Source organism: Paenibacillus dendritiformis, assembly GCF_015845845.1.
GTDB lineage: Bacteria > Bacillota > Bacilli > Paenibacillales > Paenibacillaceae > Paenibacillus_B > Paenibacillus_B dendritiformis_C.
In genome coordinates, this window is record NZ_LDIG01000233.1 from 1 (window position 1) to 15,074 (window position 15,074).

15 protein-coding genes are annotated in these 15,074 nt (G+C 58.8%); 11 read left to right on the forward strand and 4 right to left on the reverse strand.

Annotation, left to right across the window (positions count from 1 at the left end; genetic code table 11):
- Positions 1–312 precede the first annotated feature (312 nt).
- Entirely contained in the window at positions 313–945 is a 633-nt protein-coding gene (locus ABD76_RS22885) for a LysE family translocator (protein WP_197259360.1), read from the forward strand.
- A 404-nt stretch (positions 946–1,349) separates the two neighbouring features.
- Positions 1,350–2,411 carry a copper amine oxidase N-terminal domain-containing protein gene (locus tag ABD76_RS22890; protein ID WP_197259361.1) on the forward strand — a complete coding sequence of 354 codons (1,062 nt, stop codon included), beginning with the start codon at positions 1,350–1,352 and terminating at the stop codon, positions 2,409–2,411.
- 199 nt (positions 2,412–2,610) lie between these two features.
- Here ABD76_RS22890 and serS read toward each other — a convergent pair whose 3' ends face one another.
- Both serS and ABD76_RS22900 read right to left on the reverse strand, forming a co-directional pair.
- Positions 2,611–3,885, reverse strand: a complete 1,275-nt coding sequence (serS, locus tag ABD76_RS22895) for a serine--tRNA ligase (protein ID WP_197259362.1) — start codon at positions 3,883–3,885, stop codon at positions 2,611–2,613.
- 301 nt (positions 3,886–4,186) lie between these two features.
- Complete coding sequence (locus tag ABD76_RS22900) at positions 4,187–4,618, reverse strand: transcriptional regulator, SarA/Rot family (RefSeq protein WP_197259363.1); 432 nt, start codon at positions 4,616–4,618, stop codon at positions 4,187–4,189.
- 148 nt (positions 4,619–4,766) lie between these two features.
- On the opposite strand from ABD76_RS22900, the gene ABD76_RS22905 reads away from it, so the two are divergent.
- The 5 genes from ABD76_RS22905 (at position 4,767) to ABD76_RS22925 (ending at position 8,896) form a co-directional block, all read left to right on the forward strand.
- A complete protein-coding gene (locus tag ABD76_RS22905) occupies positions 4,767–5,138 on the forward strand; it encodes a c-type cytochrome (protein ID WP_197259364.1) in 372 nt (123 codons plus the stop codon).
- 196 nt (positions 5,139–5,334) lie between these two features.
- A complete protein-coding gene (locus tag ABD76_RS22910) occupies positions 5,335–6,138 on the forward strand; it encodes a gluconate 2-dehydrogenase subunit 3 family protein (protein ID WP_197259365.1) in 804 nt (267 codons plus the stop codon).
- Between the two features lie 21 nt (positions 6,139–6,159).
- Entirely contained in the window at positions 6,160–7,881 is a 1,722-nt protein-coding gene (locus ABD76_RS22915; protein ID WP_197259366.1) for a GMC family oxidoreductase, read from the forward strand.
- 49 nt (positions 7,882–7,930) lie between these two features.
- Entirely contained in the window at positions 7,931–8,662 is a 732-nt protein-coding gene (tatC, locus tag ABD76_RS22920) for a twin-arginine translocase subunit TatC (RefSeq protein ID WP_197259367.1), read from the forward strand.
- A gap of 33 nt (positions 8,663–8,695) precedes the next feature.
- The gene (locus tag ABD76_RS22925; RefSeq protein WP_197259368.1) at positions 8,696–8,896 is read left to right on the forward strand and encodes a twin-arginine translocase TatA/TatE family subunit; all 201 of its coding nucleotides are present in this window, start codon (positions 8,696–8,698) and stop codon (positions 8,894–8,896) included.
- A 57-nt stretch (positions 8,897–8,953) separates the two neighbouring features.
- Here ABD76_RS22925 and ABD76_RS22930 read toward each other — a convergent pair whose 3' ends face one another.
- The gene (locus ABD76_RS22930) at positions 8,954–9,694 is read right to left on the reverse strand and encodes a stalk domain-containing protein (RefSeq protein WP_197259369.1); all 741 of its coding nucleotides are present in this window, start codon (positions 9,692–9,694) and stop codon (positions 8,954–8,956) included.
- A 196-nt stretch (positions 9,695–9,890) separates the two neighbouring features.
- The gene (locus tag ABD76_RS22935) at positions 9,891–10,598 is read right to left on the reverse strand and encodes a TraX family protein (protein ID WP_197259370.1); all 708 of its coding nucleotides are present in this window, start codon (positions 10,596–10,598) and stop codon (positions 9,891–9,893) included.
- Between the two features lie 208 nt (positions 10,599–10,806).
- Between ABD76_RS22935 and ABD76_RS22940 the strand changes: the two genes are divergently transcribed.
- From ABD76_RS22940 to ABD76_RS30520, 4 genes are all read left to right on the forward strand, one after another.
- Positions 10,807–11,595 carry an SDR family oxidoreductase gene (locus tag ABD76_RS22940; protein WP_197259371.1) on the forward strand — a complete coding sequence of 263 codons (789 nt, stop codon included), beginning with the start codon at positions 10,807–10,809 and terminating at the stop codon, positions 11,593–11,595.
- Between the two features lie 142 nt (positions 11,596–11,737).
- Entirely contained in the window at positions 11,738–13,870 is a 2,133-nt protein-coding gene (locus tag ABD76_RS22945; protein ID WP_197259372.1) for a DNA topoisomerase III, read from the forward strand.
- Between the two features lie 37 nt (positions 13,871–13,907).
- Positions 13,908–14,327 carry a Rossmann-fold NAD(P)-binding domain-containing protein gene (locus ABD76_RS30515; protein ID WP_338125180.1) on the forward strand — a complete coding sequence of 140 codons (420 nt, stop codon included), beginning with the start codon at positions 13,908–13,910 and terminating at the stop codon, positions 14,325–14,327.
- 45 nt (positions 14,328–14,372) lie between these two features.
- Positions 14,373–14,897, forward strand: coding sequence for an NAD(P)-dependent oxidoreductase (locus tag ABD76_RS30520; protein ID WP_338125181.1), 525 nt, complete (start codon positions 14,373–14,375; stop codon positions 14,895–14,897).
- The last annotated feature ends 177 nt before the right edge of the window (positions 14,898–15,074 follow it).

Genomic DNA, 15,074 nt, shown 5'->3' on the forward strand with positions numbered 1-15,074 from the left:
CGGAATATAACATGAACCGCCGTATACCGAACGGTATGTACGGTGGTGTGAGAGGTCGGGGGCTAGGCGCCCCCTCCTACTCGATTAATTGGCCGCGCCGGACGATGGAAGGGCAGTTGGAACGAGAACGGTCAATCGAATCTATGAAAATAACAAACGTGCAGAGAGACTCTTCTTGCAAAAGCACACGTGAATCATAGAGTCCTGATAATAAATATTGAATTTTCACGCTTATTTTTGCATAATTATTTAATCCCATGTATTCTTATAGTGTATCTACTACCGACATCATATTTGAAAGAAGTGTATTCATTGAATCTATTTTTCACGTATCTGCTAGCCGGGCTTGCCGTTGCGATGCCCGTAGGGGCCATGACCGTTGAAATGACGAAGCAAGGCCTGAAAAAGGGGTTTATGCATGGTTGGGCTGTAGGCTTGGGCGGCATGACCATCGATCTTTTCTTAATTATCGCCTTATACATGGGCTTGGCTTCCGTGCTTGCCATACCTTACATTCAAATCCCGATGTGGGTTATCGGCGCAGGGTTTTTGGCGTTTTTAGGCTATGATTCCATCAAAAACTCGGATCAAGACATTACGCTAGCTGGGGATAAACCGAACAAATCTTTCTTCAGCTCCTATCGCAACGGGTTGCTCGTAGCGGTATCGCCCGGCAATCTCGTGTTTTGGATTTCCGTGTTCGGAGCGGTGCTTTCCGACTCGTATGATACGACACAACCGGCAAAATTTTTAATTGTCGGGGCCGGGATTTTAGCCGGCATCCTCGTCCATGATGTTGGTTTGCTTGCTATTGTGGCGGTCACGAGGAAAGCCATGAGCAGAACGATGATCAAGAGAGTATCCATCATCACCGGCTTCATCTTATTTGGCTTTGCGGGCTATTTTTTATATGAGTTTATTATGGCAATCAAAGGAATACTCTAAGTTTCATAGCTGGTTAGCCGGACCATCGTGCATAAAGCTTATTTTTCCTCATGCAAGGGGAGGAACTGCAAATATGCAGGATTTTATCTGGTGACAACGTAAAATCGGGAGAATTCCTGCAAAAGTACATCATTTCCCTCTCTACACGAAGGAGTCATCGTTATCCTCCGAAAATTGATGCAGATTTGCAGGATTCCCTCTGTACGCCACCTCCACCCCAAGAAATACTGCAGTTTTGCAGTTTTTTCGCGGCCTGAAGCGTCATTCCCCTTTGATCCACGACATTTTTCTCAATTCTTCGCCGATTGCAGCATCTGGAAGAAGGGTTCAGTCGAATGAATAGCGAATCCCTTTAATAGAAGCACGACCAGGACCTACATCGAATGCGAGAGGAGCAGGAAACGATGCGCAAATGGATGCTTGCCGGATTATGTCTGGTCATCGGATTGGGAGTCCAGTTATTGTCGGGGCCGGGTAACGCGGAAGCGGCCAGCAAGACGGCGGCCGACGGGAAGGCCAACGTGTACCTGAACGGATTTCAGCTAACGGAATGGAGATGGGAACGCAATTACATCATGGTTCCGTTGTTCGCTTTTGACGATTACAGTTACTTCGGCAACTCGAACGAGCAAGAGATTACGTACAAATGGGATGCGGCCTCGAAGACGGTATGGGTCTTTTCCAAGGGCAAGACGAATGCCGTGAAGCTGATCGCGGATAAGTCGGTCGCTTGGGTGAACGGCAAGGAAGTGGAGCTGGCGGCCCCGGTCAAAATCATTGACGGCCACACGTATGTGCCGCTCCGCTTCGTGAGCGAGGCGCTCGGCGGCGAGGTGGAATGGAACAACAGCAAGCGCACGGCGATTATCCGGACGCCGGAACGGGTGCGCCGGGATGAGGTGCTGCGCACCGGAGAGCTCGTAGAGGCGCGGAAGGAAGCCTTGCTGCTCCCCTTCGTCTTCCCGAACCGGGAGCTGCCGTATCGGGCCGAAGGCTTCGAGGCCAAGATCGAGTTCCCGGAAGGAGAGGCCCTGCGCTACTACTATACGGTGAAGGACGTCAAAAGCTATGTCGCCGTAAATGCGGACGGCTTGGCGGAGGTTTTATGGCAGGGACGGACGACGGCCAATCCAGGCACCTATCTGGAGGAGAGCGGGACCCGGCCCGAAGGGGAGGAGGCGCTGATCTATTTTCAGCATACGTTTCCGGTTCAGGACACGGTGAAATACGGCAAGATCGACAAGGATGGCAAGGCGGCCGAGCTGGGCACCTTCGAGGTCAAGCGCTCGCTGCGGACCTCCGCGGACGCGGTGACGGCCATTGCCGGCGAGAAGCGGAAGGATGCGGCAGCCGCTGAAGGCAGTGACAAAACCGCCAGCAAAAACACCAGCAGAACCTCCAGCAAAACCGCTAACAAGGCCCCTGGCAACAGCGAGAGCAAGGAAGCGGCCAAGAGCGGAAACTAGGGTCAACCTCAATACGCCAAGCCAACCAAGCACATCAGAGCAAAAAAAGCGGCAGCCTCCCGTTCCCGGGGGCTGCCGCTGTGCATTGCGCGCTTAGCCGTATGCATTGCGCGCTTAGCCGTATGCATTGCGCGCTTAGCCGTATGCATTGCGCGCTTAGCCGTATGCATTGAGCGCTTAGCCGCTGTGCATTGCACGCTTATTCGATGCGATCCATTCCGCGCATATAAGGACGCAGCGCTTCCGGGATCCGCACCGAACCGTCCGGCTGCTGATGGTTCTCCAGCAGCGGAATCAGAATGCGCGGGCTGGCGACGGCCGTGTTGTTGAGAGTATGGCAGTATTGGAGGGCGCCGTCCTCGTCCCGGTAGCGGATCTGCAGCCGCCGCGCCTGGAAGTCGAGCAGATTCGAGGCCGAATGGGTCTCGCCGTAAGCGGCGCGCCCGGGCATCCACGTCTCGATATCGTACTGCTTATACGTCTTCTGCGACATGTCGCCCGTGCAGACGTCCATGACGCGGTACGGCAGTTCCAAGGCCTGAAGGATGTCCTCGGCGTGGGCGACCATCTCCTCCAGCATCCGGTTCGATTCCGCCGCATCGCTGCGCGTCAGGACGACCTGCTCCACCTTGGCGAACTGGTGGACCCGGTACAGGCCGCGCACGTCCCGGCCGGCCGAGCCAACCTCGCGGCGGAAGCAGGACGAGGCCCCGGCCAGCCGAATCGGCTCGCTGACGTCCACGATCTCGCCGCTGTAATAAGCGGCGAGGCTGACCTCCGACGTGCCGACGAGCCAGCGGCCGTCCTCGGGCAGCGCGTACGTCTGCTCCTTGCCGAGCGGGAAGAAGCCGGTGCCGACGAGCGCTTCCTCCCGCACGAGGAGCGGAACGTCCAGCAGCGTGAAGCCGCGGTCGGCGAGCAGATCGAGCGCCATCTGCTGCACCGCCCGATGAAGCAGGACGCCGGCCTCCCGCAAGTAATAGCTCCGCGAGCCAGCGACCTTCACCCCCCGCTCCGTGTCGAGCAGGCCGAGCCGTTCGCCGAGCTCGACATGGTCAAGCGGCTCGAAGTGGAAGCGGGGCGGCTCGCCGACGCGCCGCAGCTCGACATTGTCGGCGTCCGAAGCGCCGACCGGCGAATCCGCCGCCGGCAGATTCGGAACGAGCAGCATGCAGCGGCGGTACTCCCGCTCCGCCTCGCCCAGCTCCCGTTCCAGACGCTCCAGCGTCTCGTTCATCTCCCGCACGTTCGCCTTCAGCGTCTCCGCTTCGTCAGGCTGCCCATCGCGCAGACAGGCCGCGATGCGGGCCGATGCCGCATTGCGGGCTTGGCGGAGCGCATCCGCCTCCTGCAGTCTCGCCCTTCTCGCCTCATCCCATTGAAGCAGTTCATTCACGTCGAACTCCATTCCTTTGACCCGGGCGGCCTTTTGAACCAAATCCGGGTGGCTGCGAATCCATTTGATATCCAGCATACGTCACATCTCCTTCGCTCTACCGAAAATAAACAGAAAGCGCCCCTCATCCGATTGGGACGAGGAGCGCTAGCTCGCGGTGCCACCCAACTTGATTCCCGTTCCCGCTCAGGCGCAGGCGACGGAGAATCCCCTTGGTTCCGCGATAACGGGCGGGCCCGGTTCACTTAGAGACTATGGCGGGCACAGAAAGCCGCCCATATCCGGTCGAGAACGCCTCCGAGTTGGATGCTCTTCATTGGCGTGATGGCTGTATCATGATTGATATTATTATAGAATATTCTATCCAAAAGTCAAACCGTCATTCGGCCCGCTGCGGAGGAAGCTGAGATATATGCTCCAGCAGCTCGCGAATATCATGCAGCAGGCGCGCTGGATCCAGCCGGACGCTGTCGGCCAGCTCCGCCAATTGGGCGGGGATGCAGGCTGCCTCCTTTTTCAAGGAACGGCCCTTGGCGGTCAGCGAGAGGATGACCTTGCGTTCGTCCACTGCGGCGCGGGCCCGGCGAATCAGCCCTTGCTGCTCCATGCGCTTCAGCATCGGCGTCAGCGTTCCGGAGTCCAAATATAAGCGGAGGCCCAATTCCTTCACGGTCATGCCGTCGTGCTCCCACAGCGCCAGGAGGGCGATATATTGCGGGTAGGTGAGCTCCAGCCGCTCCAGGAGCGGCCGGTACAGCTTCGTCAACTCCCGGGAAGCCGCATAGATGGCGAAGCAGGGCTGATTATCCACAACTTACTACCCTATTTATAACATGTTTAAAAATTGTAATCAATTAAATTGTGCACAATATAAATTGGCCGGTGCGATTAATACATGAACAGACAACGAGCGGGCATGCTAACGGTATTCCCGGCATGAATAAGAGGTGGATGAAGCTATGTTCAAAAAAATGACCATGATGATTGCTGCTTTGGTTCTTGTGATCGGACTGGGCGCATGCGCTTCTTCGAATAAGCAGGAAGCAGGCACGAATCAAGGGCAGAATCAAGGCCAGGCCCCGGCAGAAACGACGCCTCCTGCCGCTACCGCAGATGCGGCGGCGCTCTATAAGCAGAACTGCCTGGTCTGCCATGGCGCCAATCTGGAAGGACAAGTGGGTCCGAACCTCCAGAAGGTTGGGGCGGCTCGAACCCCTGAAGAAATCTCGGCCATTATCCATAAGGGAGGCAACGGGATGAATGCGTTCGAGGGAGTGTTGAGCGAGGATGAGATCAGCGCGTTGGTAGAGTGGCTCTCCGCCAAAAAATAAGCGGATGCCGCCGTTATAGCGCTGTTGAAAGGAGCGGAGACGCAGGTGATCTCCGCTCCTTTTTTCATGCCGTCATACCGGTTGGGCGGCGGCCGGCAAGGCGTGACTGATATGCATATTGTTCCTGTGAACGGAAATAGTAAGCGTACATTAAGGAAACCTGTATAAATGGAAACAACCTATAAGAAAAAGGAGGATGAACGTGGCGGAAGAACGCAGCGCTAAGAACAACAGACAGCAGGGGCAGGCCCGCGACCAATCCCGACGCCAATTTCTGAAGGTGTCCGGGGCGGCGCTTGGCGGGGCCGTAGTCGGTGGTGTCGTAGGAGCGGTGATCGATCGTTCCGTGCGGCCGGGAGCCGGGACCCAGCCCGCTCCGAATCAGCCGGCGCCGCAGCAGGCTCCGGATCATAACCAGGCACTGATGTATTTTAATCAACGGCAGTTCCGTCTTACGGAAGCCGCCGTGGAACGGATATTCCCCGCAGACGATATCGGGCCGGGCGCGGCCGAGCTTGGGGTTGCTTATTATATCGATCACCAGCTTGCAGGCCAGTGGGGCATTAATGCCCGCGAATATATGCAAGGGCCGTTTTTCAAGGGCGAACCGACGCAAGGCGGCTTCCCGAGCATCAAGCATCATGAACTGTTCACGCTTGGTTTGGACGCGTTGGAGAAGCACAGCACGAAGCATTACGGCAAGACCTTCACCGAACTGGAAGAGAGTCAGCAGGATGAAGTGCTCAAGGCGTTCGAGTCCGGGAAGGACGCTCTCCTTGATAACGGGGAGACGACGGGGGCTTTCTTCAAAATGCTGCGCGCGCTGACGCTCGAAGGCGTCTATGCCGATCCGCTCTACGGCGGGAACAAAAACATGATGGGATGGAGAATGAGACGCTACCCGGGCAACCAGATGAGTTATTTCAATATTATCGACAAGCCCGATTTCGTTGAGATGGAACCGCAGAGCTTGCACAGCCATATGACTCAACATTCATAACCATGTAAGGAGAGCGATGCAATGGCAACGAAGTTACCGAAAGTGCCTGTCGTCATCGTCGGCATGGGTTGGGCGGGAGGAATCATCGCCTCCGAGCTGACCAAGGCCGGCATCAAGGTGGTGGGGCTGGAACGGGGCAAAAGCCGCAAGACGGAAGACTATTTCATGGTCCACGATGAGCTGCGCTACGCCCAGCGCTATGAACTGATGCAGGACTTGTCCAAGGAGACGGTCACGTTCCGCAACAAACAAAGCCAGCGGGCGCTGCCGATGCGAAGCTACGGCTCCTTCCTGATGGGAGAAGGGCTGGGCGGCGCCGGTATCCATTGGAACGGCCAATATTTCCGGTTTTTGCCGTATGATTTCGAGATTTACACGAAGACAGTGGAACGCTACGGCAAGAAAAAGATTCCGGATGGCATGACGATTCAGGATTGGGGCATTACGTACGATGAGCTGGAGCCTTATTTCGACAAGTTCGAGAAAATGGCCGGCATCTCCGGGGAACAGGAGCAAAATCCGATGGTCGGCAAACGATCCAACCCGTTCCCGACGCCGCCCATGAAAAAAACGCCGGCGATTGCGATGTTCGAGGAAGCCGCCAAAAAGCTGGGCTATCATCCGTACATGATGCCGTCTGCGAATCTGTCTCAAGCGTATACGAATCCGGACGGAATCGCGCGGGCAGCCTGCCAATACTGCGCCTTCTGCGAGCGGTTCGGGTGCGAATACGGAGCCAAGGCCGATCCGGTGGTGACGGTCATTCCGGTCGCCGAGAAGACAGGGAATCTGGAGATCCGGACGAACTCCAACGTGACCGAGATTTTACATAGCGGCAAGAAAGCAACGGGCGTCGTCTACGTGGACACCGTGACGCGCAAGGAGTTCATTCAGCCGGCCGATGTCGTTATTTTGGCCAGCTATGTCTTCAATAACGTGAAGCTGCTTCTCCTGTCGAATCTGGGGACGCCTTACGATCCGGACACCGGGCAGGGAGTCATCGGCCGCAACTATGCGTATCAGGTGAACGGAGGGGCCGCGGTCGGCTTCTACGAGGACCGCGAATTCAACACCTATGCGGGCGCCGGAGCGCTGGGCATCGAGGTGGACGATCTGAATGGCGACAACTTCGATCATAGCGATGTCAACTTCATTCATGGCGCGGGCATTCGCCTGTCTCAGACCGGCCTGCGCCCGATAGCGAACAATTCGACGCCGGAAGGCGTTCCGTCCTGGGGCAAGGATTTCAAAAAAGCCTCGATCCACTATGCGTACCGGACCTTGTCGATCGCTCCGCAGGGGGCGAATATGCCGTGGCGGCATCATTATCTGGACTTGGACCCGACGTACAAGGACTCCTATGGTCTTCCTCAGATCCGGATTACCTACGATTTCGAGGATCAGGATCGCGAGATGGTCAAGTTCATGGCGGCCAAGTCCAAGGAGATTATGGAGGAGATGAAGCCGAGCAAGATCGGATCGAACGGCCAGCTTGCCCCGTATAACATCGTGCCTTACCAATCGACGCACAATACGGGCGGCGTCATCATGGGAAGCGATCCGTCCACTTCCGCCGTCAATAATTACATGCAAATGTGGGACGTGGATAATCTGTTCGTCGTCGGCGCGTCGGCCTTCCCTCATAACAGCGGGTACAACCCGACTGCCACCGTAGGCGCGCTTGCTTATCGCGCGGCAGAAGGCATTCTGAAATATATGAAGCAGGAAGGGCCGCTGGCGTAAATGCGGATTCTGTCGCGTCCTCATCTTGTCCGACAGGGGGCGAGAACGAATGAATAATCAGGAAGAGCTGATACTGCATTTGACGGAGCTCCGCAAACGGCTGATCGTGTTCGCATCGTGGTTCCTTGCGATGCTGTGCGTCGGGCTCTGCTTATCGCCGCGGCTGCTGCTTCTGCTGAAGTCGCGGCCAGCCCGGCTCGGGATTCAATGGAACGTGTTCGCATTCACGGACGGGCTGTTCGTTTATATGAAATGCGCTCTGCTCTTCGCCGTGCTGCTGTCGCTGCCGGTCCTCTTTTATCAGCTATGGGCGTTCGTCCGGCCGGGATTGACGGAAGAGGAAGCGCGGGCGGCTCTGGCTTATGTGCCCGCCTCCTTCCTGATGTTCCTGTTGGGGGTAGCTTTCAGCTATTACCTGGTGTTTCCGATGATGCTGGAATTTCTGATGCAGATGAACCGCAGCATCGGGGCGGCGGAGGTGTACGGCATCGACCGGTATTTCACGTTAATGTTCAATATCGTCTTCCCGCTCGGCATCGCGTTCGAGATGCCGGTCGTGGTCCTGTTCCTGACCCGTCTGGAGCTGATCACGCCGGACAGGCTGCGCCGCGTCCGGAAGCCCGCCTATCTCGGCTTGACGATTGCCGGGGCGTGCATTTCGCCGCCCGATGTCGTCTCCCATTTGTCGGTGACCATCCCGCTGATTGCGCTGTTCGAGCTGAGCATTTTTTTGTCCGCTGCCTATTCCCGCCGGCTGGAGGCCTCGTCTGCCAGTCCGTAGCCCTCACATCTTCAAGGAAGGAGGTGGCCCTCCATGCTGAACAATATCGGGATTTCCGGCCTGGTCATTATTTTGATGCTGGCGCTGATGCTCTTCGGCCCGGCGAAGCTCCCTCAGCTCGGCCGCGCGTTCGGCGACACGCTGCGCGAATTCCGCAATTCCACCCGCGGCCTGACCGACGACGGCAAGGAAGACGAAGACAGAGAGGCGATTGAGCTGAAAAAGCTGCCATAGGCTTGACGCAAACGGCCGCAGCCTCCCTAACTCAGGGATGCTGCGGCCGCGCTGTTCTTAGGGGACGGTCTTGAACCACAGTCCGCTCGTCCCGTCGGCTTTGCGTCCGTTCGCGATGAGCGGCTCCGCATCGTCTTGACTGACCTGGAAGGCAGCCCATCCCGTATAGGTGCCGCCGACATATATCTTCGTCCGGAGCGCAGGATCCGGAGTGACGACCGCCACCGCGGGATAATCGGCTCCGTCGGATGAGACCAGGGTGAAGTCGAACGCGTTGACGTCGACCGCCGCATCCGGGTTGGCATGAGAGTCGATGCTGACGGTCACTTTGGCCAATAAGTATTCATAGCCTTTGCGCGGCGCTTTATTGAAGCGGTTCGTCGCGTAGATTTGTTCCCATGCTTCCTTCCCTCTCACAATCTCCTCGACGGCAATGCTTCCTGTCGCCGTCTCAGCGGCTCCGGTGCCTACAGCAAAAACAACCGTCTCGCCCAGCGAAGCCGGATGCTGCCGGGAAGCCTTGCGCGATTCGGCGGCCTCGTCCTTCGCCGCCGGCATGGCGCGGGGAGACGAATGGAGCGTGATCGTATGGCTTGTCTTGTCATAGCGCACGTCGGCCCCAAGCGCTTCCGAGACGGTTCGCAATGGCACATAGACCGTGCCGTTGATATCCCGGATATCCGCATCGATTTTCTTCCCGTCCGCGATCAGCTTGTACGAGCCGGAGGCCAACGCTCCGGTTGCACAAGCAGCAAGCAGCATCGTGAACGCGAGTCCAATGAACCCTCTTTTTTTCATGTCAACTCTCCTCTTGAAGTTATGTACCTGAGAAAGGAATAAGATGCTATCACTGCTTGGGGTTGGCTGGTCATTCTCCCAGCAATGGCGTATTAGGCGGCAGTCTCTTGGCAGCAGGGCTATTTTACCATATTCTCATATCGTCTGCTCTGCCGCCCCGCAAGAGGCCCTAGCGGCCGCTTGCCATGATGCCGTCCTATGCGGCGGCCAGCCAACTGATGGCATACAGTATCCATACATGGAGGGGATAAAACAGATAGAATAAATATTTGGCCCACGGCTGGTCCGGGCCCCGTCTTCCGTTATAGGCGAGAATCAACAGGATGGCGAAGATCATCATCCATTGCGGATTGACCGCGAACAGGTAATGGACCGTCCACATCTCCTCTCCATGCACACGGGCATACGGGGCGAGCGAGAAGACGAGGGAAGAGAGGACAAACGCCGGTACCATCGCTTTGGTGCCCCGAAGCAGATGGAAGACGAGCGTCATCGATACCGCCAGCAGGCTGTATTCGACGAAGAACATGGCCCCCATAATGGCGCCGCAGATCAGGATTCCGCCCAACGTCTGGCCTGACGATCTCGCCCAGTCCAACGCCGTCATCAGCACGAGCGCGGCGAAGAGCGAGAGGAAGATGTTGTTGTCGATCGTCCCGCCCGGCATGGCGGTCGTCAGCAGCTTGCCGCCGCCGGCCATCACCAGGGCGAAGATGAACAGGCGAAGCATATAGCGCCGGATGTCCCGTGTATGGGCATAGCCTTCCGCCGCGAAGAAGAAGAAGACGGGGGCGGCCATCCGTCCAACGCTATGGAACCAGCCGGGAGAATCCGGGAAATAAAAATGAATATGATCGAGCAGCATGAGTGCGAGCGCGAGCAGCTTCAGCGTGAACGCGTTCAAGTCGTCGAATCCCTCCTTGCGATAGCGCACCGGCGGTGCGGGCCACGGTCGTCCATTTCCTTATCATAGCACAACCCGAGAGGAAGGTTGCGAAGGAAGTGGTTGAATTTGGTATAATGTCGGTAACAACATCGTAGGGGCATGTTGATGAATCTGCCGCGCCGTTCGGCAGACTTGCCGCATTTTACAGGAGAGGAGTCGGGTATCTATGGATTTGCAACTGCAGGACAAGACGGCCATCGTGTTGGCCTCATCCAAAGGCTTGGGGTTGGCGGCGGCCACCGCGCTCGCGGCGGAAGGGGCGCGCGTGACGCTGGTCGGGCGCCAGGAAGAGACCGTTCGCGCGGCGGCGGGACAGATAGAGGCGCGGACAGGAAGCCGGCCGCTCTCCGTCGTGGCGGATATTACCCGCCCGCAAGATATCGAACGCATCGTGGCCGTCACCGTGGAGCGGCATGGCACGATCGACATTCTGGTCAACAATTGCGGCGGGCCGGCGCCGGGAACCTTCGACGAGATTGACGACGCGGCCTGGCAGCACGGCTTCGAGCTTACGCTGCTCAGCTATATCCGCTCCATTCGCGCCGTGCTCCCTTATATGCGCGCCCAGAAGTTCGGGCGCATCGTCAATGTGACCTCCTCCGCGCACAAGGAGCCGATCGAGAATCTCGTCGTTTCCTCCACGCTGCGGGTCGGCGTGCTCGGTCTCGCCAAGACGCTGGCCCCGGAGCTGGCACGGGACAATATTTTGATCAATACAGTCGGTCCGGGCCGCTTCGCGACCGATCGCGTCATCCAGTTGGATGAGCTGGCCGCGGAGGCGCGGCAGGTGGAGGCGGGCCAGATCGCGGAGGAGCAGCGCCGCCGCATCCCTATCGGCCGCTACGGCCGTCCGGAGGAGATGGGAACGCTGATCGCGTTCCTCGCCTCGCCGGCGAACAGCTATATGACGGGCCAGGCGCTGCTGGCCGACGGAGGAGCCGTCCGCTCGCTCTAAGCCGGAACGATACATCGCCATGCGGGCCCCGAGGGAAATGTCCTTCGGGGCTGCATTCGTTGCCGGCTGAGGAAGGAACGGCGCCGCGGTTGAACGCCATGCTATAATGGGTTCAGAGTATCGATAAGGAAGGAATGGACGCATGAAATCACTCGTTCTGGCAGAAAAGCCTTCGGTCGCGCGGGAGCTCGCGCGCGTGCTCGGATGCCGCAACTCGCATAAAACGTATTTTGAAGGTCCCGATTATGTCGTCACTTGGGCGCTTGGCCATCTCGTCGGGCTGGCGGAGCCGGAAGATTACGATAAAAAATACCAGACCTGGCGTCTCGAAGATCTGCCGATCATTCCCGATCGGATGAAATTGAAGGTGCTGCGGGAATCGTCCCATCAATTCAAGGCCGTCCAGCAGCTCTGCAAGCGTCAGGATCTGAAGGATCTCATTATCGCGACCGACGCGGCGCGCGAAGGGGAACTGCTCGCCCGCTGGATTATGCAGATGGTGAAGTGGAACAAGCCGTTCCACCGTCTCTGGATCTCTTCCCAGACGGACAAGGCGATTCGGGAGGGATTCCGCCAATTGAAGCCCGGCAAGGCGTTCGATCGGCTGTATGAATCGGCCCGCTGCCGCGCCGAGGCCGATTGGCTCATCGGCTTGAATGTGACGCGGGCGCTGACGACGAAGTTCGAGACCCCGCTGTCCGCCGGCAGGGTGCAGACGCCGACGCTGGCGATGCTGATGAAGCGCGAGCAGGAGATTCGGGAATTCCAATCGCAGGAATATGAGACGGTTCACGCCGACTTCGGCGGCTTCGAGGCCGCATGGCGCGCTCCCGGGGGGGATGCCCGCCTGTTCCGGCTGGAAGAGGCCGCGGCGCTGGCCGAGAAGTTGAGAGGGCGCGAGGCGGTCATCTCCGGCTTGAAGAAGACGGAGAAGAGCGAGCCGCATCCGCTCGCTTACGACTTGACCGAGCTGCAGCGGGACGCGAACCGGCGCTACGGCTTCTCCGCGAAGCAGACGTCGAATGTGCTGCAGCGCTTGTATGAGCAGCACAAACTGGTGACGTATCCGCGCACGGACAGCCGCTATCTGTCTTCCGATATGACGGGAACGCTGCCCGAGCGGCTGGACGCGATGGCCGTCGGCCCGTACGCCGCGATCGCGAAGCCGCTCCTGCGCGGGAAGCTGCATGTGACGAAGCGCATCGTCGATGACGCGAAGGTGACGGATCACCACGCGATCATCCCGACGGATGAGCCGCTGCGGCTGGCCAATCTCTCGCCGGAGGAGCGCAAGCTCTATGATCTGATCGCGCGCCGCTTCCTCGCCTTGTTCCTGCCTCCGGTTCGTTACGAGCAGGTGGCGGTCACGATCGACATGGGCGGGGAACTGCTGCACGCGAAGGGCAAGACGGTCATCGACAACGGCTGGAAAAAGGCGTATGAGAACGATTGGGATCAGATGGATGACGAGGACGATCCCGATGAAGCGGACCGGGCCGAACAGCGTCTGCCGAGCCTCGCCCAAGGCCAGCGGCTGCAGGCGAAGCGCGTCTTCACCCGGCGCGGACGGACGAAGCCGCCCGCAAGGTATACCGAAGCCACGCTGCTGACCCAGATGGAGAAATACGGGCTCGGCACGCCGGCGACCCGGGCGGATATTATCGAGAAGCTGGTCTCCTCCGACACGATCGAACGCCAGGGCTCTTCGCTTCAGCCGACCGGCAAGGGGAGCCAGCTCATCAAGCTCGTGTCCGAGCAGCTTCGCTCGCCGGAGCTGACGGCGCAGTGGGAGCGCGAGCTGGAGCAGATTGCCCGCGGTTCGGCCCATACGTCGGCCTTCATGGCGGACATTCGCAAGATGACGGAGCAGCTCGTGAGCGAAGTGAAGCGGAGCCAGGCGGAGTATAAGCCGCATAATCTGACGAACAGCCATTGCCCGGACTGCGGATCGAGGCTGATGGAGCGCAAGGGGAAGCGGGGCAAGTGGCTTGTCTGCTCCAGCAAGTCATGCGAGTACCGGCGCTCGGCGGAGAAAAATCTGTCGAACCGGTGCTGCCCGCAATGCCATAAAAAAATGGAATTCAAAATCGGCAAAGCCGGCAAATTTGTGCAGTGTCTTCCATGCAACATTACGGAGAAACTGGAGGAAGGCGGCGGCAGAATCAAGAAGCATGAAGAGCGGCGGCTGGTGAAGCAATTCGAGAAGCAGGAGCCGCTCGGCAACAATCTGGGGGAGCTGCTTAAGGCGGCGCTGGCGAAGCAGGACGGAGAATAACGAAGCGGAGCGAAGAGGATAAGGGGGGCGAGAGACGATGCGGATCGTCATATTGGACGGCCACGCGCTCAATCCGGGCGAGCTGAGTTGGGACGCGCTGCGAACGGCGGTCGCGGAAGCGTCGGGCATGCCTGCGGCCGAGGTGCGGGTGGAGGCGCATGCGCGCACGGACAGGGAAGAGATCGAGGCCCGGGCGCAAGGGGCTGACATCGTGCTGACGAACAAGACGCCGCTGTCCGCGGAGACGCTGCGGAAGCTGCCGTCGCTCCGCTATATCGGCGTGTTGGCCACCGGTTATGACATCGTCGATGTCGACGCGGCGCAATCGCAGGGCATCACCGTTACGAACGTGCCGGGATACGGGGCGGACAATGTTGCGCAGTTCGTCTTTGCCCTGCTGCTGGCCTGGTGCCACCGCGTGGAAGCCCATGACCGTTCGGTGAAACGGGGCGGCTGATCCCGCCAGCCGGATTTCAGCTACTGGCTGTCGCCGCAGACGGAATTGGCCGGCAGGACGTTCGGCATCATCGGCTACGGGCAGATTGGACGCAAGGTGGCCGTGCTGGCCCGGGCCTTCGGGATGAAGGTTATCGCATCCACTCGCACCGTGCCGGAGGACGAGGCCGGCATTCGGTTCGCCAGCCAGGATGAGCTGCTGGCCGAGGCCGATGTCGTGTCGCTGCATTGTCCGCTGACCGAAGAGACGCGGGGCATGGTCAACCGGGCCTTCATCGCAAAGATGAAGCGGACGGCGGTGCTCATCAATACATCCCGCGGCGGATTGCTGCATGAGCAGGAGGTCGCTGACGCGCTGCGGGAAGGGCGGCTCTGCGGGGTACTGCTGGACGTGCTCGCGGAGGAGCCGCCGCCGGCATCGCATCCGCTGCTCATCCCCCATCAGCGGCTCATCGTCACGCCCCATATGGCCTGGGCCTCCCAAGCGGCCCGGGAGCGCCTGCTCGCGATTGCCGCTGATAATATTCGCGCTTATCTGTCAGGAGCGCCGCAGCATGTCGTCCATCGCTAGCGGATGGCGGACAGATAACGGCGCATACCAAGATTGACCCGGGATTCGTTCCCGGGTCATTTTTTTGGCATTCACGAATATAAATAGTTGGGGAGGACCTGAATGCGGCAAACGTCAAGGCCTCGTGCGAGCGGCGGATTCGCCGGGATCGCGCCATGTTTCCTTTCCCGCTCCATC